The 21,150-nt window shown below is 65.9% G+C and carries 21 protein-coding genes; 7 read left to right on the top strand and 14 right to left on the bottom strand.

What is annotated here, in order from left to right:
* Positions 1-44 precede the first annotated feature (44 nt).
* From D2N39_RS09415 to puuE, 4 genes are all read right to left on the bottom strand, one after another.
* The gene (locus D2N39_RS09415) at positions 45-1,526 is read right to left on the bottom strand and encodes a nucleobase:cation symporter-2 family protein (protein WP_119134529.1); all 1,482 of its coding nucleotides are present in this window, start codon (positions 1,524-1,526) and stop codon (positions 45-47) included.
* An 81-nt stretch (positions 1,527-1,607) separates the two neighbouring features.
* Positions 1,608-2,099, bottom strand: coding sequence for an ureidoglycolate lyase (locus tag D2N39_RS09410; RefSeq protein ID WP_119134528.1), 492 nt, complete (start codon positions 2,097-2,099; stop codon positions 1,608-1,610).
* Positions 2,100-2,112: 13 nt separating this feature from the next.
* Positions 2,113-2,949, bottom strand: coding sequence for a bifunctional allantoicase/(S)-ureidoglycine aminohydrolase (locus D2N39_RS09405; protein ID WP_119134527.1), 837 nt, complete (start codon positions 2,947-2,949; stop codon positions 2,113-2,115).
* Complete coding sequence (gene puuE / locus D2N39_RS09400) at positions 2,946-4,361, bottom strand: allantoinase PuuE (RefSeq protein ID WP_119134526.1); 1,416 nt, start codon at positions 4,359-4,361, stop codon at positions 2,946-2,948. Before puuE ends, D2N39_RS09405 begins: the two co-directional genes overlap by 4 nt.
* A 158-nt stretch (positions 4,362-4,519) precedes the next feature.
* Here puuE and uraH point away from each other — a divergent pair, with 158 nt between their 5' ends.
* Entirely contained in the window at positions 4,520-4,879 is a 360-nt protein-coding gene (gene uraH / locus D2N39_RS09395) for a hydroxyisourate hydrolase (protein WP_119134525.1), read from the top strand.
* On the opposite strand, the gene D2N39_RS09390 is transcribed toward uraH, so the two are convergent.
* Genes D2N39_RS09390 through D2N39_RS09375 form a run of 4 tightly spaced genes read right to left on the bottom strand, consistent with a single transcriptional unit; the run spans position 4,864 to position 8,236 of the window.
* On the bottom strand, positions 4,864-5,559 hold the full coding sequence (locus D2N39_RS09390; RefSeq protein WP_147373463.1) for a hypothetical protein: 696 nt from the start codon (positions 5,557-5,559) through the stop codon (positions 4,864-4,866). The two genes, uraH and D2N39_RS09390, sit on opposite strands and share 16 nt — an antisense overlap.
* Positions 5,556-6,326, bottom strand: a complete 771-nt coding sequence (locus D2N39_RS09385) for a metallophosphoesterase family protein (RefSeq protein WP_119134523.1) — start codon at positions 6,324-6,326, stop codon at positions 5,556-5,558. The genes D2N39_RS09390 and D2N39_RS09385 overlap by 4 nt, the downstream gene beginning before the upstream one ends.
* A complete protein-coding gene (locus D2N39_RS09380) occupies positions 6,323-7,240 on the bottom strand; it encodes a diacylglycerol/lipid kinase family protein (RefSeq protein ID WP_119134522.1) in 918 nt (305 codons plus the stop codon). The genes D2N39_RS09385 and D2N39_RS09380 overlap by 4 nt, the downstream gene beginning before the upstream one ends.
* Before the next feature lie 57 nt (positions 7,241-7,297).
* Positions 7,298-8,236 (bottom strand): LysR family transcriptional regulator, encoded by a 939-nt coding sequence (locus tag D2N39_RS09375; RefSeq protein ID WP_119134521.1) that lies wholly within the window; start codon positions 8,234-8,236, stop codon positions 7,298-7,300.
* A 111-nt stretch (positions 8,237-8,347) separates the two neighbouring features.
* Between D2N39_RS09375 and D2N39_RS09370 the strand changes: the two genes are divergently transcribed.
* Complete coding sequence (locus tag D2N39_RS09370; protein ID WP_119134520.1) at positions 8,348-9,583, top strand: urate hydroxylase PuuD; 1,236 nt, start codon at positions 8,348-8,350, stop codon at positions 9,581-9,583.
* Here D2N39_RS09370 and D2N39_RS09365 read toward each other — a convergent pair.
* Positions 9,529-10,401 (bottom strand): LysR family transcriptional regulator, encoded by an 873-nt coding sequence (locus D2N39_RS09365; RefSeq protein WP_119134519.1) that lies wholly within the window; start codon positions 10,399-10,401, stop codon positions 9,529-9,531. The genes D2N39_RS09370 and D2N39_RS09365 overlap by 55 nt on opposite strands.
* 99 nt (positions 10,402-10,500) lie before the next feature.
* On the opposite strand from D2N39_RS09365, the gene D2N39_RS09360 reads away from it, so the two are divergent.
* Complete coding sequence (locus D2N39_RS09360) at positions 10,501-11,286, top strand: HalD/BesD family halogenase (RefSeq protein ID WP_119134518.1); 786 nt, start codon at positions 10,501-10,503, stop codon at positions 11,284-11,286.
* A 3-nt stretch (positions 11,287-11,289) separates the two neighbouring features.
* On the opposite strand, the gene D2N39_RS09355 is transcribed toward D2N39_RS09360, so the two are convergent.
* Positions 11,290-12,255 carry an aldose epimerase family protein gene (locus tag D2N39_RS09355; RefSeq protein WP_233557101.1) on the bottom strand — a complete coding sequence of 322 codons (966 nt, stop codon included), beginning with the start codon at positions 12,253-12,255 and terminating at the stop codon, positions 11,290-11,292.
* Positions 12,256-12,319: 64 nt separating this feature from the next.
* Positions 12,320-13,333: a zinc ABC transporter substrate-binding protein gene (locus tag D2N39_RS09350; protein WP_119134517.1), complete on the bottom strand. Its 1,014-nt coding sequence runs from the start codon at positions 13,331-13,333 to the stop codon at positions 12,320-12,322.
* Between the two features lie 70 nt (positions 13,334-13,403).
* Here D2N39_RS09350 and D2N39_RS09345 point away from each other — a divergent pair, with 70 nt between their 5' ends.
* The 3 genes from D2N39_RS09345 to D2N39_RS09335 are packed head-to-tail and all read left to right on the top strand — an operon-like array spanning position 13,404 to position 15,431.
* A complete protein-coding gene (locus tag D2N39_RS09345; protein WP_119134516.1) occupies positions 13,404-13,880 on the top strand; it encodes a Fur family transcriptional regulator in 477 nt (158 codons plus the stop codon).
* Positions 13,877-14,647: a metal ABC transporter ATP-binding protein gene (locus D2N39_RS09340; protein WP_119134515.1), complete on the top strand. Its 771-nt coding sequence runs from the start codon at positions 13,877-13,879 to the stop codon at positions 14,645-14,647. The genes D2N39_RS09345 and D2N39_RS09340 overlap by 4 nt, the downstream gene beginning before the upstream one ends.
* Positions 14,640-15,431 (top strand): metal ABC transporter permease, encoded by a 792-nt coding sequence (locus tag D2N39_RS09335; RefSeq protein ID WP_119134514.1) that lies wholly within the window; start codon positions 14,640-14,642, stop codon positions 15,429-15,431. Before D2N39_RS09340 ends, D2N39_RS09335 begins: the two co-directional genes overlap by 8 nt.
* Positions 15,432-15,471: 40 nt before the next feature.
* Here D2N39_RS09335 and D2N39_RS09330 read toward each other — a convergent pair whose 3' ends face one another.
* From D2N39_RS09330 to D2N39_RS09320, 3 genes are all read right to left on the bottom strand, one after another.
* Positions 15,472-16,434, bottom strand: coding sequence for a PRC-barrel domain-containing protein (locus D2N39_RS09330; protein WP_119134513.1), 963 nt, complete (start codon positions 16,432-16,434; stop codon positions 15,472-15,474).
* A 173-nt stretch (positions 16,435-16,607) separates the two neighbouring features.
* Complete coding sequence (locus tag D2N39_RS09325) at positions 16,608-18,008, bottom strand: PepSY-associated TM helix domain-containing protein (RefSeq protein WP_119134512.1); 1,401 nt, start codon at positions 18,006-18,008, stop codon at positions 16,608-16,610.
* Positions 18,009-18,044: 36 nt separating this feature from the next.
* The gene (locus tag D2N39_RS09320) at positions 18,045-18,437 is read right to left on the bottom strand and encodes a hypothetical protein (protein ID WP_119134511.1); all 393 of its coding nucleotides are present in this window, start codon (positions 18,435-18,437) and stop codon (positions 18,045-18,047) included.
* 142 nt (positions 18,438-18,579) lie between these two features.
* On the opposite strand from D2N39_RS09320, the gene D2N39_RS09315 reads away from it, so the two are divergent.
* Complete coding sequence (locus D2N39_RS09315; protein WP_119134510.1) at positions 18,580-21,081, top strand: GcvT family protein; 2,502 nt, start codon at positions 18,580-18,582, stop codon at positions 21,079-21,081.
* Positions 21,082-21,150 lie beyond the last annotated feature (69 nt).

Raw genomic sequence — 21,150 nt, 5'->3', positions numbered from 1 at the left:
CGCCCCCGGCGGCAAGGCCGGGGGCGACAGGCGCATGTCGGCGATCAGTGATCGGCGACGCTGGCGGCGGCCTTCGCCTCCTCGGCACTGCCCGAGGCGCCGTTGAAGAAGGCGTTCAGCGCCACGGCGGCAATGGAGGCCAGAAGGATGCCGCTTTCGATCAGCGGATGCAGGCCGTGCGGCATCCATTGCTTGAAGTTCGGCGCCACCAGCGGGATCATCCCGAAGCCGAGGCTGACCGCCACCACGAACAGGTTGTTGCGGTTGGTGGTGAAGTTGACGCCCGCGAGGATGCGCACGCCAGTCGCGGCCACCATCCCGAACATCACGAGGCCCGCGCCGCCCAGCACCATGGTCGGGATCGATTCGACCAGTGCCCCCATCTTCGGCAGCAAGCCCAGCACGATCAGGATGATGCCGCCCGCGACGCAGACGAAGCGGCTTTTGATGCCTGTCACGCCGACGAGACCCACGTTCTGACTGAACGAGGTATAGGGGAAGGTGTTGAAGATGCCGCCGATCAGCGTGCCCAGACCATCGGTGCGAAGGCCCGCGGCCAGCGCCTTCTGATCGACGCGCCGCCCGGTCATGTCGCCCAGCGCGAGGAACATGCCGGTGGATTCGATCATCACCACGATCATCACCAGAACCATGGTCAGGATCATCACCGGATCAAAGCTTGGCATGCCGAAATGGAAGGGCGTGATGAAAGCAAAGACATCCGCCTTCGCCACCTTGTCGAAATTCATCGCGCCAATGGCAATGGCAAGCACGCAGCCGATCACGATGCCCAGCAGGACCGAGATATTGGCGATGAAGCCCTTGGCAAACCGCGCGATCATCAGGATCGAGACCAGCACCACCGCCGACACGGCAACATTGCCCAAAGGGGCATAGGCCGGGTTCGGAACGCTGGCGGCGGCGGCCAGTTTCTCGGGCATAGGCGGCAGTCCGGCGGCAGCGGTGCCGTCCTTCATCGCGGCCAGCCATTCGGCATGGGCCGGATCAACGATGGAAGGCGCGGTCGGGCCGAACGGGTTGCCGAAGATCCAGTTGATGCCGATCCGCATCAGGCTGACCCCGATCACGAGGATGATCGTCCCCGTCACCACCGGCGGGAAGAAGCGCAGCATCTTCGACACCAGCGGCGCGATCAGCATGGAAATCACTCCGGCCGCCATGATGGCGCCAAAGATCGCCCGCGCACCTTCCGGGCCGGGATTGGCATTGGCCATGGCGACCATCGGGCCGACGGCGGCGAAGATCACCCCCATCATCACCGGCAGCCTGATGCCGAACCACTGGGTGACGCCAAGGCTCTGGATCAGGGTGGCGATGCCGCAGACGAACAGATCGGCCGAGATGAGGAAGGCCACATCGGCGGGGTCAAGCTTCAGCGCACGGCCGATGATCAGCGGCACGGCCACGGCCCCGGCATACATCACCAGCACATGCTGGAAGCCGAGGCCGAGGAGTTTCGGGGCCGGCAGGATTTCATCCACCGGATGCGGAGTTGAGGAGGCCATTCTATCCCTTTCCTGCGGGGGAGTTGTTTTTCGCGCCGTCTCCGCGCCTCCCCCGGGGGTCGCGGTCCGGTTAGGCCCCGCTTATGGCGCGGGGTGGATGGTATAGGGTTCCGGGAACCAGTGTTCCTCAAGGTTGGGCGTGGTGCCGATGCGATCCACCACGGCGAAAAGGCCGGGTTCATGCAGCGGCGTCAGCACCCCGTGCCATGTGCCGCGATGCAGGTTGATCGCCTGCGCCCCGTCGGTGACGAAAGCACGCGGGCGACCGGGATGGCCGCCTTCGTCGGGGGCGACGATGACAAGGAAGGGATCGGCGCTCATCGGGATGAAGGCCTGACTGCCGTCCGGGTGACGCTCTACCATATCGAGCGTATAGGGAAAGGCGCGCGGCACCGCCTTGAAGATCGACAGGCCCGCGCGGGCCTCCGGGCCGAAATCCAGTCGCGCGCGATCATGATACCGGCCGCAGAAGCCCTGATTGATGATCCGGTCCGGCGCACCGCTGGCCGACAACACATCGCCGAAGGGGGCGAAGGCGTCAGTGGTCAGCGGTTCGGTGAGGATCTGCAACATGGTCGGTCTTTCCCTAACGGCCGAAGGCACCTGGGCCACGCAGCCTGGCCTGGCGGTTCACATCCTTGTAAAGCAGATAGCGGAACGGCCCCGGCCCGGCGGCATAACAGGCCTGCGGACAATAGGCGCGCAGCCACATGAAATCGCCCGCCTCGACCTCCACCCAGTCCTGATTGAGCTTGTAGACCGCCTTGCCCTCCAGCACATAAAGCCCGTGTTCCATCACATGCGTTTCCTCGAAGGGGATCACGCCGCCCGGCTGGAAAGTGACGATGTTGACATGCGCGTCATGGCGCAGGTCTTCGGGTTCGACAAAGCGGGTGGTGCCCCAGCGTTCGCCCGTCTCGGGCATCCAGCGCACCGGCACGTCACGTTCATTGATCACGATTGCCTCGGGCATGGCCACGCCCGGCGCCGGTTCATAGAGCTTGCGCAGCCAGTGGAAGCGCGCCGGTGCGCCGCCTTCCGCCAGCAGCGTCCAGCGCGTGCCGGGCGGGATATAGGCGTAGGAACCAGACTCCATCTCATGCCCCTCTCCGCCGATGGTCAGGGTCGCCAGACCGCCGGTGAAGAACAGCCAGTGTTCGGCGCCGGTTTCCGGGTCGGGCGCGTCGGACCCGCCACCGGGCGCGACCTCCATCACATATTGGCTGAAGGTTTCGGCAAAGCCGGTCATCGGCCGCGCGATCAGCCAGAGCCGGGTCTTGTCCCAGCCCGGCAGATAGCTGGTCACGATGTCGGAAAAGCAGCCTTTGGGAATGAAGGCATAGGCTTCGGTAAAGACCGCGCGCTGCGTCATCAGCGCGGTTTGCGGCGGCAGGCCGCCGGGGGGGGCGTAATAGCCGGTCATGGCAGAATGTCCTTCAGCCGCAGTTCGGCGATGCGTTCCACCTGTTTGCAGGCGGTGGCGAATTCGGTCTCGGTGTCATTGGCGATGCGGGCGCGGAAGGCAGCGAGGATGCTGGCCTTGGTGTTGTCGCGCACGGCGATGATGAAGGGGAAACCGTGCTTGGCGGTATATTCCGCATTCAGCGCCTCGAAAGCCGCGCGTTCCGCATCGGTCAGCGCATCCAGCGCGGCGCTGGCCTGTTCGGCGGTGCTTTCCTCGGTCAGGCGCTTTGCCTGCGCCAGCTTGCCGGCCAGATCGGGGTGGGCGCGCAGCACGCCCATGCGTTCGGCGGCCGTGGCGCTGCGGAACATCCGCGCCAGCGCATTGTGCAGGCCCGCCGCGCTATCATGCGCGGGGCCGAGTTCCAGTTCATACGCCCGTTCAGCAATCCACGGCGAATGTTCGAAAATGGAACCGAAACGCGCCACGAAACGCGCGCGGTCCATCTGCGAAGGCCGTTCGAACCGCTTGTGGGGGTGGGCTTTACGCCAGTGATCGGCAATGTCGATACGGCGCGGGAACCAGACGCCCTCATGCGATTGCGCGTAATCGAGGAAGCGCATCAGACCGGCAATCTTGCCCGGACGCCCGATCAGCCGACAATGCAGCCCGATCGAGAACATCTTGGCCGCCCCCGCCTGTCCTTCGGCATAAAGCACGTCGAAACTGTCTTTCAGATACTGGAAGAACTGCTCGCCTGTGATGTAGCCCGGCGCGGTGGCGAAGCGCATGTCGTTCGCCTCAAGCGTATAGGGGATGACCAACTGGTCGCGGTCGCCCGCTTCCAGCCAGTAGGGCAGATCGTCGTCATAGGTGTCCGAAATCCAGTCCAGCCCCTGCTCGGCGGTCAGCCGCACCGTGTTCAGCGAACAACGCCCGGTATACCAGCCGGTCGGGCGGCTGCCCGTCACCTCGGTATGCAGACGGATCGCCTCGGCGATCTGGCGGCGCTCCTCCTCCTCGGGCATGTCGCGGTGCTCGACCCATTTCAGCCCGTGGCTGGCAATCTCCCACCCAGCCGCCTGCATCGCGGCCACCTGTTCCGGCGCACGCGCCAGAGCCGTGGCGACGCCATAGATGGTGACCGGGATGTCCCGCCCGGTGAACAGCCGGTGCAGCCGCCAGAACCCGGCACGGGCGCCGTAATCGTAGATCGATTCCATGTTCCAGTGCCGCTGCCCCGGCCAGGGCTGGGCACCTGCGATGTCGGACAGGAAAGCCTCGGATTGCGCATCACCATGCAGCAGGCAGTTCTCGCCGCCCTCTTCATAGTTCAGCACGATGGAAACGGCGATTTTCGCGCCGCCCGGCCATTGCGCATCGGGGGGCGTCGGGCCATGGCCACGGAAATCGCGCGGGTATCGGGGTGCCATACTTCTTCCCTCTGGTATTCTGGTGTCAGATTAGGCTTGGATCGCCGAAGATTTTTTCAAAAAATCTGCGAAAGACCTTTCCGGCAAGTCCGGTGTCGCATTGCATGGCGAAGCAGGGCAGGATTGGCGCAGGAATGACCAGCGAAAAGAGGCAGGGAATGAGCGGTGGACGCCTGACAACGCATGTTCTGGACACGGCGCGCGGCAAGCCCGCGGCGGGAGTGCGGATCGCGCTTTACCACATCTCGGGGCAGAGCCACCGCAAGATTGCCGAGGTGGTCACCAATGCCGACGGGCGCACCGATCAGCCGATGCTGGCGGGCGATGCGCTGAAGGAAGGCAGCTACGAGCTGGTATTCTTCGCAGGCGACTATCTGCGCGCCAGCGGTCAGGCGGGGGAAGGCGTGCTGTTTCTGGATGAGATCCCGATCCGCTTTGGCATTCCCGATGCGGGGCAGCACTATCATGTGCCGCTGCTGATCTCACCCTTCGCCTATTCCACTTATCGCGGCAACTGAGCCTTCGCGCGAAGCCGCCCGCCCGCCGAAGTAGCGATGCGCACAAGGCGGCGGCGGTCGCCCGAAACGGCAGCCTCGACCAGCCCGCGCATCACGCCGCGCGCCCGAAGATGCGGGGCGAGGCTGCTATGTCCCTGATCGGCAAACAGGAACTGGTCGGTGCCCGGCTGCTGCGGAAAGGCCAGCGCCTGTGTCGCATCGTCCTGCATGCCGTGGAACAGGCAGGCCCAGCCTTGCAGCGGGGCGCAGGCGGGCCGGAAGGCCGTAATGCGGCTGGTCCAGTCGCACCAGCGGGTTTCGCCGGGCATAACCGCAGGATCGACACTGAACTGCGTCGAGAAGGCGAGTGTCGCGTCGATCCGCAGCACGTCAGAGGCCGCCAGCGCGCAGAAGCCGCCCATCGACACCCCGAGGGCGACGATACGGCTGACCGGCTGACGTGCCCGCACTGCCGCCAGCGCCGCCACAAGGCCGGGGGCGAAATCGGCGCCGCTGGCCCAGCTTCGGCCCTCGTCCATCACGAACAGCGCGGGGAAGCCCGTGGTGCTGCGGATGAATTCGGGCGAGGGCATGCGCGTCGCATCATGGCCGATGCTGGCGAAGGCGATGACCAGCGCCTCGCCCTGCCCCGGTCTGTAGGCAATGCGGAAACCGCCACGATCCCACAGCGTTTCCATCATGGCACCGTCAAGGCGAAACGACGGCTGCCCGTCTGACAGTAGTCGCCGGTTTCCCGTGCAACAAAGGTCGTGACCTCGGCCGCGCCGGGGGAAAGCGCCAGCAGGTTGAACGCGTTGCGTTCCGTGCGGGTACGGGTGGACAGGCCGGTGCCCGCCTGCACGAACAGAAGCCCCGGCGCCTTGGTAAACGGACCGGCATGGCTCACATGCACATGCCCCGAAAGCACGATCTGCGCGCCCATCTCCGGCAGGCGGCGCAAGGCCAGATCCGCCCCCTGCATCAGCCATTCCTTTTCCCCCGGCAGATGTTCCAGCGGGTGATGCATCACCACGACGCGGGCGCGCGGGCCCGCTTCGGCAAAGCTGCGGGCCAGATGATCAAGCTGCGCGCCGGTGATGCGGCCCTGTTTCCACGCCAGCGGATTGGCGGTGTTCACCCCCGCCACCACCGCCCCCGGCCCCTGCCAGACCGGCGCGAGATCGGGCGTGATCGCCCGGCGATAGCGGCGCCAGGGATGGACCAGCCGCTCCCACAGGTTCCAGAGCGGCGTGTCGTGATTGCCGGGGACACACAGCACCGGAGATCGAAGGCTGGCGATCAGGTCGGCCGCCGCGGCAAACTGGGCCGCCGTGGCGCGCTGGGTCAGATCGCCGGAGATTACCACCAGATCGGGGTGCAGCCGCGCGACAGAGGCGCGCAAGGGGGCAATCAGGCCCGGCGCCACCGTGCCGAAATGCAGGTCCGACAGATGCAGGATGCGTGTCATGCCTCAACCCGGTCTGCCGGGTCCGGCACGATGATCGTCAGGGCATCCGGCTGGATGCGAAACGCCAGCGGCACTGGCATCCGGGTCTTTTCGCCGTCGAAGGCCACACGGGGGCGCGGCCTCTGGGTCTGCACCTCCAGCGAGGCCGCGGTCAGCAGGTCGATGTCCCGTCCCGCGCGCAGCCGCCCCATTGCCAGACGGAGTGTCAGGCGCAGAAGCTGCCAGCGCGTGCCGTCATGCAGGATGAACACCGCGAAACGGTCGTCGCTGATCGCCTGCTCGCCCTCCAGCCCGAAGCGGCGCAGTTGATAGGCGGAACGCGCGACAAAGATCAACGGGGTGACCAGATCGCGCGTCACCCCGTCGGCGGTCAACCGCATGTGCATCGGGCGCTGAAAGCGCACCAGCGTCCGCAGCACCGACCAATGCGCCATGAGACGCGAGCGGCCCCAGCGGGCATAGATGTCTTCCCGCTCTTGCAGGATGGAGGGGTAAAGCCCGACCGAGGCATTGTTGAGGAACACCTGACCGTTCACGCTGCCCACCGCGATCTTGCGGTGATGCCCGCGAAGAATGGCACGGGCTGCTTCGGCCGGTTCCTGCGGCAAGCCGAGGCCGCGCGCGAAATAATTGAACGTCCCCAACGGCAGGACACCGAGGCTGATGTCTGTGCCGACCAGCGCATGCGCGACGCCCATCACCGTGCCATCGCCCCCGGCGGCCACGATGGTGGTAAAGCCATCCGCCACCGCACGGTTCACGAAAGCCTCCAGATCGTCGCCCTTGTGCCAGCGCCGCAATTCGGCCGCTGCACCGAACACGGCCATGGCCGCCTCGATGGCGGCCCGGTCGCGGCTGTTGCGGCCGGATTTGGGATTGGCGACGACGCAGATCGTCGCGGGTGGGATCGTCATGCTTGCACCTTGGTCAACGTCTGGCCCCGATCTGCGCCGTCCGGAGACAATGCGCCATCATCCATTCGGTTCCAGCACCAGCCCCTGCATCCGCGCCGCCATGTCGGCCTTGATCCGCGCCACGATGAAATCGACAAACAGCCGGATCTTCGGGTCACGGAACCGGCGATGCTGGCTGAGGCAGGAAAGCTGTGTCGCCGTTGGCGGCGTGGCGGTGGCCACCGGCACCAGACGCCCCTCGCGCAGATATTCGGCCACCTCGAAGATCGGCTTCATCACGATGCCGCGTCCGTCCAGCGCCCAGCCGGTCAGCACATCGCCATCATCGCTTTCAAACGGGCCGGTGATTTCAAAACGGCGCGGACCTTCGGGGGTTTGCAGGGTCCATTGAAACTCGCGCGCCCCCGGAAAGCGCAGGTTCAGGCAATCGTGGTGCCCCGCGACCAGCGCCGCCCCGTCGGCGGGCATGCCGCGCCCGGCGATATAGGCAGGCGCCGCGCACAGCACACGCGGGCAATCGGCCACCAGCCGCACCTTCAGCGTGCTGTCCTCCAAAAGGCCGAGGTGAAAGGCCACATCCAGCCCCTCGGCCGTGACATCGACATTGCGGTCCGACAGGCGCAGCCGCACGTCGATCTGCGGATACATGTCCTTGAAGGCAGGCACATGCGGCGCGATGAAGCGCCGCCCGATCCCCAGCGGTGCCGCCACGAAGATCGAGCCGCGCGGGTTCTGCGTCACATCGACCACCGCCGCCTCGGCCTCGTCGATCGCCTCCAGCACCTTGCGGGCGCCTTCATAGAAGATGCGGCCATTCTCGGTCGGTTGCAGACTGCGCGTAGTGCGGTTGAATAGCCGCACACCAAGATGTTTTTCCAGCTCCGAAATCCGGGCCGAGGCCACAGCGGGCGAAGTGCGCTGGTCGCGGGCGGCCGCGCTCATGCTGCCCAATTCATAGACACGCACGAACATCTTTATGTTGTTCACATAGGACATCGCGCCCGGCCCTCATTTTCTTCGCGCATTTGAAAGTGATCTGTCATTTGATGAATTAACCGAAAAGGTGTGCCCCGGTATACCTTTTTGAAAATCGCAAGGGGGCTGCCGATGTATGACTTCGCCGTCATCTGGGAATGGGTGGAATTTGCCGTCCGCTGGACACATGTGATCACGGCCATCGCCTGGATCGGGTCGAGCTTCTATTTCATCGCGCTGGACCTTGGCCTGCACCGCGACCGCAACCTTGCTTCGGGCGCGGATGGCGAGGAATGGCAGGTCCACGGTGGCGGCTTCTACCATATCCAGAAATACCTCGTGGCGCCGGCCGCCATGCCCTCGGACCTGATCTGGTTCAAATGGGAAAGCTACATGACCTGGCTTTCCGGCTTCACCATGCTGGTGCTGGTTTATTACCTTGGGGCAGAGTTCTATCTGGTCGACCCCAATGTGATGGAACTGCAAACGTGGCAGGCCATTGCGATTTCCATGGCCTCACTCGCCTTCGGCTGGATCGCCTACAACACGCTGTGCAAGGTTTTCGTCAATGCCAACCAGACGGTGCTGATGGTGGCGCTGTTCGGGGTTCTGGTGGCGATGAGCCTCTTTTACACCCACGTCTTTTCCGGCCGCGCGGCACTGCTGCACCTTGGCGCCTTCACCGCGACGATCATGTCGGCCAATGTGTTCTTCATCATCATGCCAAACCAGCGCATCGTGGTGGCGGATCTGCAAGCCGGACGCAAGCCGGACCCGAAATACGGCAAGATCGCCAAGCAGCGCAGCACGCACAACAATTACCTGACGCTGCCCGTGCTGTTCCTGATGCTGTCGAACCACTATCCGCTGGCCTTTGCCACGCCCTACAACTGGGCTATTGCCAGCCTTGTGTTCCTGATGGGCGTGACGATCCGGCACTGGTTCAACACACAGCACGCCCGCAAGGGGGCGCCCTACTGGACCTGGGCCGCGACCGCGATCCTGATGCTGCTGATCGCCTGGCTGTCCTCGATCCGGCACGAGCCGGTGACGGAACAGGCGGCGCTGAAGGGTCAGGCGCTGGTCTATGCCAGCGCGCCGGGGTTCGAGGATGTGACCTCGATCATCATGGGGCGCTGTTCGATGTGCCATGCCGAGGAACCGGCGTGGGAGGGGCTGCACTGGGCGCCCAAGGGCGTGAAACTGGAAACACCGGAGCAGATCGCGCATGAGGCGCGGCGTATCTATGTGCAGGCCGGGCTGACCCATGCGATGCCGCCCGCGAACCTCAGCTACATCGAGCCGCAGGAACGTCAGGCCATCGTGCGCTGGTTCGAAGGCGCCGCCGCCTCGGGCACCGATAGCTGAGCGAAATGCGCCAGCAGCGCCGCCAGCGGGCGGCGCCCGGTCATCGCCACCGGATGAATGGCAACATAGGCCTGCCGCATCGGCAGCGCCGGGCCGGGGCAAAGCCGTAACCGCCCCGCCGCCAGATCCGCCGCCACCAACCGGCGCGGCGCCAGTGCCGCCCCCAACCCGGCCCGCGCCAGCGACAGCGCCATGACGATGGAGGGCACCACCAGCCCCTGCCCCCGGTCGGGCGCGGGCAACCCCGCAGCGGCGGCCCATGTCGCCCAGTCCGGTTCATTGGGATAGGCAGCGCCCCAGTCGATATGAATGGGCCGATCCGCCGCGCCATCGGCGGATACCGCGACGATTTCATCCTGAAACAGCGTGTGGATGGCATGGGCGGGATAGGCCTGCCCGCCATAAGTCAGCCGCAGATGCGGCCCTTGGGTGAAATCCACCGGATCATCCTCCACCCGGATCGCCAGATCGGCCAGCGGAGCGCCCGCCAGCGCCTCGGGCAGCCAGCATTCGGCCAGCGAGGGCAACACCGACAGCACGAAGCGCCGCCGGGGTGGGCCATCGCGCAATTCGCCGGTCACCGCCGCAATCTCGGCAAAAGCGGCACCAAGGCGCGGCTGCAAGGCCAGACCGGCGGCTGTCAGGCTCAGCCGGTTGCCCTGCCGCAGGAACAGCCGCTTGCCAAGGTGATCCTCCAGCTGGCGGACCTGAAGGCTGATCGCGGCAGAGGAGACACCCAGTTCCTCGCCTGCACGGGTGAAACTGCCGCAGCGGGCGGCAACCTCGAAGGCACGCAGGGCATTCAGGGGTGGCAACATCTTCCCTCCGGTTTTCCTTATGGTTCCTCAGATTTCCCCCGATTGCAACTTTCGCAATCCGGCGCAGTCTGGACAGAACCCGCACAGCAGGAGGTTCCCATGCGCGACATCATCGACCTTGACCGCTACCCGCTGGACCGGCCGGACAGTCCCGAATGGCAGGCGCTTGTGGATGCCGCGCGGGCCGAACTGGCGGCCACCGGCATGTTCAACCTGCCCGGCTTTCTGGGCGCCGAGGCAAGTGCCGAGACAACCGCCGCACTGACGCCGAAATTTACCACCGAGGCGCATGTGCATGCGCGCCGCCATAACATCTATTTCCGCAAGGACATTCAGGGCCTGCCTGCCGATCATCCGGCGCTGGCGGAAGTCGAATCCCGCAACCGCACGCTTTGCGCCGATCAGATCGGCGGCGCGCTGGACCGCCTCTATCACTGGCCCGAATTCGCCCACTTCCTTGCCGCCACGATGGGCAAGCCCGCGCTGTATCCGATGGCCGATCCGCTGGCCGCGTTGAATGCCATGTCCTATGCGACGGGCGACGGGCTGAACTGGCATTTTGATCGGTCCGAATTCACCACCACGCTGCTGTTGCAGGCGCCCGAGGCCGGGGGGCTGTTCGAATACCGCCGCGACCTGCGCGACGATGCGAACCCGAATTATGCGGGTGTGGCGCGGCTTTTGCGCGGCGAAGACCCGGAACTGCGCGCCATCACCCTGTCGCCCGGCACGCTGAACGTGTTTCGCGGCAAGCATACCGCGCATCGGGTGACGCCGGTCGAGGGCGCGACGCCCCGGGTGATCGCGGTATTTTCCTATTTCGAAACGCCCGGCGTGCGCTTTACCGCCGAGGAACAGCGCGGCTTCTACGGCCGCGCGGCCTGAGCGTCAGGTGCCGAAGCGCCAGCGTATCCGCTGTTCGCGGGTCTCACCCGCGCGCAGCAGGATCGAGGGGAAAGCGGGCTGGTGCAGCGCATCGGGCCAGAATTGCGGCTCGATCGCCAGCGCCTCGTAAGGCGCCGCACCCCGGCGCGGGACGGTGCGGTTGTCATAGACCTGCACCCCCGGCTCGGTCGTCGCCACCACCATCTCGACCCCGGTCTTGCCGGTCAGCCACAGCACATCGCGCAGCGGCTGCGGGCCGTTCGACAGGCAGAAGTTGGTGTCCATCGCAGGCTCGCCCGGCCAGATGCGGCGGCCCGCCCGAAAATCCAGATCGCCGCCAGCCACAGGCATCAGCCGCCCTGTGGGCAGCAGCGCGGCATCGGTCTCCGTCACCCGGTCGGCGGCGATGCGCAACTGATGGCCCAACCAGTCGGTGCTGCCATCGAGGTTCCAGTAACTGTGATTGGTCAGCGCCGCCGGGGTATCGGCATCCGTGGTCATGGCCAGCGTCAGATGCAGCGTCGCGGGCGCGCTGACCCGCCACACGGCACGGGCCTGCCGGTTGCCGGGAAAGCCGCCCTCCCCCGCCGCCAGATCGCAGACAAGCGTCAGATGATCCTCGGCTGAGGACTCGATCCGCCACAGCTTGCGGTGCAGACCGCTGCCGCCGGAATGCAGGCAGTTCGCGCCCTCATTCGCCTCGAACCGGCATGGCAGACCACCAATATCGGCCTGCGCCCCGGCGATGCGGTTGGCAACCGGGCCGATCACCGCACCGTGATAATGCAGCGCGCCTTCGTATTCCGTGAAATCATCAGAGCCGCGCGTCAGGCTGTAGCCCAGACCGGCAAGCCGCAGATCCTGAAGGATGGCACCATAGGTCAGGATGGTGGCGGTCAGCTTGCCCGCGCGCAGCGTCACTGCCTGCACCGCCTCTCCCGCTGCCGTCTGCCCGAACTCGCGGATCATGCACGCCTCCCCCGGCCCGAATTCCGCTAGAAATTCACGAGCCGGGGGGAAGGTCAAGGGCTGCTCACGGGGCGGTGAGGCATGTGGCCAGGGTTGTCGCAAGGCTCTCCAGCACGGCGGTGTAGCCGTCGGCGCTGGCGGGCAGCATCACGCCGGCCGGATCCAGCGCCCCGCCCTGCCGCGCGCCTGCGGCTTCGGCGATCTGTTCGATGGTCTTGGGCGCGTGGCCTGCCTCGGGGAACAGGCAGGCCACGCCCTCGCCCACCCGCGCCCGCAGTTCCGCCAGATGCGCCGCACCGGGGGCGGCGGCATCACCGGCAGAGACGCTGCCCGCTATGGTCAGCCCGTAGTGCCCCACGAAGTAGCCATAGGCATCGTGGAAGACGACAATCGGCTTTCCCTGCACCGGGGCCAGTTGCGCGGAGATCCGGGCGTCGGCGGCAGCATTGGCCTCTTTGCCCTTCGCGGCATTGGCGGCATAGGTCGCGGCATTTTCCGGGTCCAGCGCAGAAAGCTGGGCGGCAATCGCCTCCAGCCAGACCGCGCCATTCGCCGGGTCGAGCCAGGCATGCGGGTCGGTGCCGCTGTGGTCGTGCTCTTCCTCGGGATCGTCGTGCCCGGCTTCCCCGGCATGATCATGGTCATGATCGTCGTGCCCGGCTTCTTCGGCATGATCGTGGTCATGACCGTCATGCCCGGCTTCTGCACCGTGATCATGGTCGTGGTCCTCGTGCCCTTCCCCAAAGGGCTGAAGATGCGTGCCTGCAACCTCCAGCAGGCGCAGTTGCTGGCCCTTGGAAACGCCGCCCAGCGCCCGGTCAAGCCATGGCGAAAGCTGCGGCCCCATCCAGACCACCAGACCCGCATCTGCCAGCGCGGCGGCCTGGCTCGGGCGCAACTGGAAGTCATGGGCATTCGCCCCCTGATCCAGCAGACGTTCCGGCTGCCCCAGATCGCCCATCACCGTGGCGACAAGACCATAGGTCGGCGTCATGTCGGTCACCACGCGCGGCACTTCGGCCATGGCCGGGGCACAAAGGGCGGTGCTGGCAAGGGCGGCGGATATGATATAACGCATCGGAAACCTCTTCGCTTTGGCGGATGGGCGATCTATGTATGTAATATCATAACGCGTCAAGAGGTGCCGCATGGACCCGCAGCCCTTTCACGATCACGATCATCACCAATGCAGCGATGCGGTGATGTCGCAGGCCGAGGCGAGCCTTGCCGCCAGCGGCGCGCGCCTGACCCCGGTGCGCCGCCGCGTGCTGGAGATCCTGCTGGAGGCGCATCGCGCCATGGGCGCCTATGACGTGCTGCAACGTCTGGCGGCCGAAGGCTACGGCAACCAGCCGCCCGTGGCCTATCGGGCACTGGATTTCCTCGTGGAACACGGGCTTGCCCATCGCATCCAGCGGCTGAACGCCTTTGCGGCCTGCATGCACCCCGGCGAGGCACATGCCCCGGCTTTCCTGATCTGCCGTGTCTGCGACACGGTGGCCGAGGCGCCCGCCGCGCCGGTGCGCGCGGCACTGGATGGCGCTGCGGCCGATCTGGGCTTTACCGTCGAACGCGCCAGCATCGAGGCTCTGGGTCTTTGCCCCGCCTGCCGGGAACCATCATGACCGCGCCGCTGATCGAGGCGCGCGGCCTTTGCGTCCGTCTGGGCGGGCAAGAGGTGCTGCACGATGTTTCGGTGAAGATCGACCGGGGCGAGATCGTCACGGTCCTCGGGCCCAATGGTTCAGGCAAGTCCACATTGCTGCGGGCGCTGCTAGGCATCCTGAAGCCGGAACATGGCAGCATCATCCGCGCGCCGGGGCTGGCCATCGGCTATGTGCCGCAGAAGCTGCATATCGACCGGACGCTGCCCCTGACCGCGCGGCGCTTCCTGTCGTTGCCGCGTCGGCATGGCAAAGCGGAAACCGAGGCGATGCTGGCCCGTGTCGGGGTGCCCGAAGTGGCAGACCGGCCGATGGTTGGCCTGTCAGGCGGGCAATTCCAGCGTGTGTTGCTGGCCCGCGCCCTGTTGACGCGGCCGGAACTTCTGATCCTCGATGAACCCACGCAGGGGCTCGACCAACCCGGCGAGGCGGCCTTCTACCGGCTGATCGAAGAGGTCCGCCGCGACACTGGCGCCGCCGTTCTGATGGTCAGCCATGACCTGCATGTGGTGATGAGCGCCTCGGACCGGGTGATCTGCCTCAACGGCCATGTCTGCTGCGAGGGCACGCCGCGCGTGGTGTCGAACGCGCCGGAATACCGCGCCCTTTTTGGCTTGGGCACGCAAGGCGCGCTGGCGCTTTACCAGCATGTCCATGACCACGATCACACCCATGGTCACGACCATGAGCACGACCACAGCGACGGGGATCAACACCATCATGCTTGACGATTTCCTGATCCGCGCCGCACTGGCCGGTCTGGGGCTGGCACTGGCAACCGGACCGCTGGGGTCGTTCGTGGTCTGGCGACGCATGGCCTATTTCGGCGACGCGACGGCGCATGCCTCGATCCTCGGCGTCGCGCTGGCGCTGGCAAGCGACCTGCCGGTCGGGCTGGGAACGCTGGCGGTCGCACTGGCCATGGCGGTAACCGTGGCGGGGCTGGCCGCACGCGGCTGGGCGCTGGATACCACGCTCGGCGTGCTGGCGCATTCGGCGCTGGCTTTCGGCCTTGTCGCCGTCAGCTTCGTGCCCGAGGCGCGAACGGACCTTTCCGCCTATCTGTTCGGCGACATCCTTGCTGTGTCGCGTGCCGATCTGGGCTTCATCTGGGGTGGTGCCGCACTGGTGTTGGCCCTGCTTTACTGGCGCTGGAATGCCATGCTGACCGCAACGCTGAGCGAGGATCTGGCGGCTGCCTCGGGCCTAAACCCCGACCGCGAGCGGCTGGTTCTGGTGCTGGCGCTGGCGGTCACGGTGGCGGTGGCGCTGAAGGTGGTGGGGGCCCTGCTTATCGCGGCGATGCTGGTGATCCCGGCCGCTGCGGCGCGTGGCCTGTCCCGCAGCCCCGAGGCGATGGCGGCACTTGCGGCGCTGATCGGCGGCGCGGCGGTGGTAGGCGGGCTGCGTGTGTCGCTGAGCCTCGACACACCCGCCGGCCCCTCCATCGTGACCGTCGCGGCAGGTATCTTCATCGTGGCGGCCAGCCTCGGCCAGATGCGCAAACAGTAAAGCCCGGCCTACACGGCCGGGCTTCGAAGGTGTCGGGCGATCAACCGGCCGCTTCGGGCAGTGCCTTCAGTTGATCCTCGGTCGCGCTGACATGCAACACGGTGCCATCGCCATCGGCATCGGGGGCGATGCGCAGCATGTCGGCGGTCAGGCTCACCGATTTCTCGCCGATGCCAAGGAAGCCGCCGACATCAACGACCACCGATTGCACAGCGCCATTGCCGTCCAGCGTCACCGCGCTGACCTCGCCGACATGTTCATCGCCGGGGCCATAGACGCGCTTGCCAACCAGATCGGCCTCGGTCACGCCGGTGAAATCGACGGGCTCGCCCATCACCGCAGCATCTGCCGCGCCGGTGGCCGGGGCTTCGGCCATGGTTTCGGCAGGGGCCGCCGGAGCCGTGGTGGTATCGGTCGCCATCGGGGCCACCGGGGTTGCCACCGGATCAGCCGTCACTTCCGCGCGATCCCCTGCCGGGGCTTCGGTGCTGAAGATCATGGCGGTGTCAAAGGCGGGCGCCGCCTCCAGATCGGTTTTCGTGCCGTTGAACACAATGAAATAGTCTTGCGGGCTGTCGGCATCCGGCACCATGGTCAGACGTGCCATGTCGATGGCCACAGTCTTTTCGCCGATCCCGAGGAAGCCGCCGAAGTCAACCAGCACGGCCTCGGTGTCGCCGCTGCGGCTGAGGATCACATCGCTGATCTCGCCCGCATCCTGCCAGTCGGCCGACGCCTCGGCATAGCCATCGGGGTTCAGGGCGCTGGTATCGGCTTCGGTCAGCCAGACACGCTTGCCAATGAAATCGGAGGCGCGCACGCCTTGGTCGATCGTGCTCAGATAAGGCGAAGCCGTCGCGTCGGTCGCCATGGTCTCTGCGGGCGCTGCGGCTTGCGGCGCGGCCGGATCGGGGGTGGTGGTCGCAGTGTCGGCCAGAACCCCGCCCGCCATGCCGGCGGTCAGCCCAAGGGCAAGAATCGTCGAGTTGAGAAGGGTTTTCATGTCTGCCTCCGTTCAGGTTGAGCGGCGGGGAAACCGGGCTTTCTGTATCGCCCTGCACCTTCCCGACGCGGTATGACCAGACAACAGGCATCCCCTGCCCGCCGTTCCCCCCGAGGCTGTCACGATAAGTTCAGCCGGGCAGCGGGAACCCGCCGCCCGGCCATCGTGCAAGGTCAGGACAGCGCGCGCCGCAGCGGCGGCAGGCCGGTCAGCACCAGCAGATCGAAGGCCAGCACGGCCAGCAGCGTCAGCCCCAGCATGGGGAAGGCCATCGACAGCAGAAGCCCGATCAGCAGCACACCGCGCGCCTGCGGCACCACCTCGGGGCGCGGCGGCGCGGCCAGACGCGAGGCCCCCGCCGGGCGGCGCTTCCACCACAGCACCAGACCGGAGACCGCAAGGAACACCACCGACAGGCAGAAGGCGGTGTTGAGCACCAGATTCCACAGCCCCAGATCGCCCTCGTGGAAGGCGATGCCCCAGGCCATTGCCTTGGCATAGGCCGAATAATCGGCATAGCGCACATCGGCCAGCACATTGCCGGTGTAACGGTCGATATGCAGCGTGCGATCCGCCGCCGGGTCCGGCCCGTCGTTCGACATGCTGTCATGGCTGATGGTCCAGACGCCGCTGTCACTGCCCGGCAGGTTGATCTGGAACCGGCGGTCAAAGCCCAGGGCTTGCGCAAAGGCCGCCACGCTGTCGAGCGTCACCGGCCCGGCAATCGCCGCCTGCCCGGCCAGCGAGCCAGAGGCGGGCATCGGGGTCTGTTCCAGCCCCCAGGGCACTTCTTTCGCGGCGCCGTGGTTCATGCTGGCATGGGTCGCGTCCGACAGCGGAACATTGTCCCATTTTTCGGCCGGGAACGTGCTCCAGGCCTGAACGAATTTCTCGCCCCAGATCCCGGCCCAGCTAAGGCCGGAAATCAGGAACAGCACCAGCAGCACCGAAACCCAAAGGCCGACCACGCCATGCAGCGATTTCCACAGCGCCCGGCCCCGACGCGCGACGGACGGCACCAGCGCCGCCCGCCAGCCGGTGCCGCGCGGCCAGTGCAGGTAAAGCCCGGTCGCCACCAGCAGAAGGCCCAGCGAGGCAGCCGCCTCGATCAGCCGGTCGCCCAAGGTGCCCAGGAGAAGCGAACCATGAATGTCATTGGCAAGGTCATACCAGCCCGCCCGCCACGGGAAGCTGTGAACCACGGCGCCGGTATAGGGGTCCAGCGCCACGCCCGTCTTGCCGGCATCGGTTGCCACGGCGAAGGCCGCCACCTTGTCGGACGCCAGCGGCGCCACATATTGCACTGCCCTGCCACCGGGCACCGCCGCCTCGGCCGCCTCTTGCAAGACCGAAGGCGCCAGCGGTGTCGCTCCGACCGGAACCGTCATGCGTTCGGCGCCGATACCCGCGCCATAGCTGATCCAAAGCATGACAAGGCCGGTCACCGCCAGCATGCAAAGGAAAGGAATGACATATAGCCCGGCATAGAAATGCCAGCGCCATACGGCAAAATACAGGGGATTGATGCGGCCATTGCCGCCTCCGGCCTGCGGGCCGGGCGTTTGGATAGACATGGAATACTCCGTCCGATTGCGTTTGAGGAATGCAGATCAGACGGCGCGGGGCGGCCCCCTTGCCCAGATGCCCAGCGGATCATAGGCCGGGCGCCACAGATCGTCGGGCGCGACGGGATGAAACGCCTGGGCAAGCCGAAGCGGCACCCGCATCACCGGCGCTTCAGGCACTGTGAGCGCCAAGGCAGCCTGCGCCCAGGAACAGCGGCCATCCACCACCTCCGGCGCCGGTTTCAGCCCGCCCGTTTCCGGGTCAAGCACCATGGCCACCGGCCCCTGCCCCGTGCAGATGACAATGCGCAGCGCGCCATCATCGCCCCGCGCGGGCATATAGCCCTGCGCCACCAGCGACAGCAGCACGAAAGGCATCGCCAGCACGAGACCGGCGAGTCGCATCCAGACCGAACGGGGCGCGGGGGCGAATGTCATGCCCTCTCCTGCCCCGGCGGCACGATTCCGTCAAGCGAGGCTTTGGATGTCGTTTTTCGCCGCAACAGGTCGGGCCGACTTATCCGTTTCGCCCGCGCTCTGGCATTCATGGAGAAATTCTTCAGCGCGCACGGAGTCGCCCATGAAAACCCATGTCAAAGCCCTGGTTGTCGGCGGCGGCGCCGTTGGCAACGGGATCGCCTATCATCTGGCCAAAGCGGGCTGGGACACCATGCTGGTGGAACGGGACGAGCTGACCTCCGGCTCCACCTGGCACGCGGCGGGCCTGCTTCCGCTGTTCAACATGTCCTTCGCGACCACCCATATCCACAAATATTCGGTGGATTTCTACAAATCGCTTGAGGCCGAAACCGGGCTGAACGCCGGCTTCTCGATCTGCGGCAACCTGCGCATGGCGCAGACCGACGCGCGGATGGATGAATATATGCTCTATTCCTCGGTCGCGGAAACCGCCGGGGTCTACCATGAATTCCTGACCCCCGCCCAGATGAAGGACCGCTGGCCGCTGCTGCGCACCGACGATCTGAAAGGTGCGCTGTTCCACCCGCAGGACGGCTATATCAACCCCGCCGACGTGACGCAGGCCATGGCCAAGGGCGCCCGCCAGCACGGCGCCACGATCGAGCGCAAGGTGCAGGTTGATGGCTATCGCTGGACCGGCTCGGAATGGGTCGTCTCCTGCACGCGCATGGTGGAAAAGGGCGGCATGCTGGTCGCCGGTGAAGAGAAGTTCGAGATCGTCGCCGAACATGTGGTCACCGCCACCGGCAACCACGCGCAGCGCACCGCGCGCCTGCTGGGCGTGAAGATCCCGGCGATCCCGGTCGAGCACCAGTATATCGTGACCGAGCCCGACCCGGCACTGGTTGCATGGCGCAAGGCGGGCAACCCCGAACACCCGGTGCTGCGCGACGCCGACGCGAAATGGTATGTCCGCGAGGAACGCGGCGGCTGGATCCTCGGCCCCTATGAACGCAACGCCCCGGCCCGTTTCCTTTATGACGTGCCGGAATCCTTCCGCGCCGACCTGTTCCCGCTCGATCTGGAACGGATCGAGGAAGAATACATGTCGATGATCCATCGCCTGCCGACTTCGGAAACCGTGGGTCTGAAGGACGATTTCAACGGCCCGATCTGCTATACCCCCGATGGCAACCCGCTGGTCGGCCCGGTGCCGGGCCTGCGCAACATGTGGATCGCGGAAGGCTTCTCGTTCGGCATCACCGCAGCCGGCGGCACGGGCTATTACCTTGCGCAGATGATGGTCAATGGCGAGGCCGAGATCGACATGGCGAGCCTCGACCCCAAGCGCTACGGCAACTGGATGACCACCGAATATGCCGCGCGCAAGAACGAGGAATGCTACGAACACGTCTTCATCCTGCACCACCCGGATGAAGAGCGCGAAGCCTGCCGCCCGCTGCGCACCGCCCCCGCCTATGACCGGCAAAAGGAAATGGGCGCGCAATTCGGTCAGGTGAACGGCTGGGATCGCCCGAACTACTACGGTCCGAAAGATGCCCCGGCCTCTTTCGACCACGACAGCCGGTCGTTCCGCCGTGGCGCCTGGTGGCCCTATGCCAAGGCCGAGGCCGAGGCCGTGCGTTCGACCGTCGGCATCATCGACGCCTCGGCCTTTACCAAACATCTGGTGCGTGGCCCCGGCGCGACGGCGTTCCTTGACCACTTCACCTGCAACAAACTGCCGACCGTCGGCCGCATCAACCTGACCTATGCGCTGACCGATGCGGGCACCACACGCACCGAATACACCATCGTCCGGCTGAAAGAGAATGAATACTACATCATCTCTGCCGGGGCATGGACGGCCTATGACGCTGATTTCCTGATGAAATCGGCCGAGGACTTCATGGCGCAGGGCGGCGGTTACATCGACATCCATGATGTGACGACGCAATGGGGCGTCTATGCGCTGGCCGGCCCGAATGCCCGCGCCCTGATGCGTGAAATCGTCAAGGACGCCGACCCCGACACCGTTCTGTCGAACAAGCGCTTCCCGTGGCTTTCCTACCGCGACATCGAGCTGGGCATGTGCCCGGTCCGCGCGATCCGCGTGGCCTATACGGGCGAACTGGGCTGGGAACTGCATTACCCGATCGAATTCGGCCGCTACCTGTGGGATCTGCTGTGGTCGGTGGGCGAAAAGCACGGGCTGAAAGGCGTGGGTGCGCGGGCGCAGAACTGGCTGCGTCAGGAAAAATCCTACCGCGCCTTCGGCAATGAACTCGGCCGCGACGCCACTCCGCTGGAGGCCGCGCTGGACCGTTTCGTGGACCTCACGAAAGACTTCCGCGGCAAGCAGGCGATGCTCGATACCGGCATCCGGTCGAAATGCGTGACCCTGCTGATCGACGGGCCGGATGACACCGACCCGTGGGGCAAGGAAGCCATCCTGAAAGACGGCGTGAAAGTCGGTCGTCTGACCTCGGGCGGCTATTCGGTGGCCTTCGGCAAGCAAATCGGCATGGGCTATGTCAGCCCCGAACTGGCCGAGGTCGGCACCAAGCTGAAAGTGAAGATGCTGCTGAAGGAATGGGACGCCGTGGTGGTCGAAGACAGCCCCTTCGACCCGAAGAACGAGCGTATCCGCGTCAACGGCTGATCCGCCCGCGCAAAGAACGAAAGGCCGCCCTCGCCGGGCGGCCTTTTGCATGGCGCCCCTGCCCGGCCG

Origin of the sequence: Gemmobacter lutimaris (assembly GCF_003570715.1) — a bacterium.
Lineage (GTDB): Bacteria > Pseudomonadota > Alphaproteobacteria > Rhodobacterales > Rhodobacteraceae > Gemmobacter > Gemmobacter lutimaris.
Note: the sequence above shows the minus strand (reverse complement) of the source record. Positions and strands in the feature narration are given on the sequence as shown.

Excerpts from the sequence above, each read along its gene's own strand:
- D2N39_RS09415 (WP_119134529.1), bottom strand. The coding sequence starts at position 1,526 with ATGGCCTCCTCAACTCCGCATCCGGTGGATGAAATCCTGCCGGCCCCG.
- D2N39_RS09410 (WP_119134528.1), bottom strand. The coding sequence starts at position 2,099 with ATGTTGCAGATCCTCACCGAACCGCTGACCACTGACGCCTTCGCCCCC.
- D2N39_RS09405 (WP_119134527.1), bottom strand. The coding sequence starts at position 2,949 with ATGACCGGCTATTACGCCCCCCCCGGCGGCCTGCCGCCGCAAACCGCG.
- puuE (WP_119134526.1), bottom strand. The coding sequence starts at position 4,361 with ATGGCACCCCGATACCCGCGCGATTTCCGTGGCCATGGCCCGACGCCC.
- uraH (WP_119134525.1), top strand. The coding sequence starts at position 4,520 with ATGAGCGGTGGACGCCTGACAACGCATGTTCTGGACACGGCGCGCGGC.
- D2N39_RS09390 (WP_147373463.1), bottom strand. The coding sequence starts at position 5,559 with ATGATGGAAACGCTGTGGGATCGTGGCGGTTTCCGCATTGCCTACAGA.
- D2N39_RS09385 (WP_119134523.1), bottom strand. The coding sequence starts at position 6,326 with ATGACACGCATCCTGCATCTGTCGGACCTGCATTTCGGCACGGTGGCG.
- D2N39_RS09380 (WP_119134522.1), bottom strand. The coding sequence starts at position 7,240 with ATGACGATCCCACCCGCGACGATCTGCGTCGTCGCCAATCCCAAATCC.
- D2N39_RS09375 (WP_119134521.1), bottom strand. The coding sequence starts at position 8,236 with ATGTCCTATGTGAACAACATAAAGATGTTCGTGCGTGTCTATGAATTG.
- D2N39_RS09370 (WP_119134520.1), top strand. The coding sequence starts at position 8,348 with ATGTATGACTTCGCCGTCATCTGGGAATGGGTGGAATTTGCCGTCCGC.
- D2N39_RS09365 (WP_119134519.1), bottom strand. The coding sequence starts at position 10,401 with ATGTTGCCACCCCTGAATGCCCTGCGTGCCTTCGAGGTTGCCGCCCGC.
- D2N39_RS09360 (WP_119134518.1), top strand. The coding sequence starts at position 10,501 with ATGCGCGACATCATCGACCTTGACCGCTACCCGCTGGACCGGCCGGAC.
- D2N39_RS09355 (WP_233557101.1), bottom strand. The coding sequence starts at position 12,255 with ATGATCCGCGAGTTCGGGCAGACGGCAGCGGGAGAGGCGGTGCAGGCA.
- D2N39_RS09350 (WP_119134517.1), bottom strand. The coding sequence starts at position 13,333 with ATGCGTTATATCATATCCGCCGCCCTTGCCAGCACCGCCCTTTGTGCC.
- D2N39_RS09345 (WP_119134516.1), top strand. The coding sequence starts at position 13,404 with ATGGACCCGCAGCCCTTTCACGATCACGATCATCACCAATGCAGCGAT.
- D2N39_RS09340 (WP_119134515.1), top strand. The coding sequence starts at position 13,877 with ATGACCGCGCCGCTGATCGAGGCGCGCGGCCTTTGCGTCCGTCTGGGC.
- D2N39_RS09335 (WP_119134514.1), top strand. The coding sequence starts at position 14,640 with ATGCTTGACGATTTCCTGATCCGCGCCGCACTGGCCGGTCTGGGGCTG.
- D2N39_RS09330 (WP_119134513.1), bottom strand. The coding sequence starts at position 16,434 with ATGAAAACCCTTCTCAACTCGACGATTCTTGCCCTTGGGCTGACCGCC.
- D2N39_RS09325 (WP_119134512.1), bottom strand. The coding sequence starts at position 18,008 with ATGTCTATCCAAACGCCCGGCCCGCAGGCCGGAGGCGGCAATGGCCGC.
- D2N39_RS09320 (WP_119134511.1), bottom strand. The coding sequence starts at position 18,437 with ATGACATTCGCCCCCGCGCCCCGTTCGGTCTGGATGCGACTCGCCGGT.
- D2N39_RS09315 (WP_119134510.1), top strand. The coding sequence starts at position 18,580 with ATGAAAACCCATGTCAAAGCCCTGGTTGTCGGCGGCGGCGCCGTTGGC.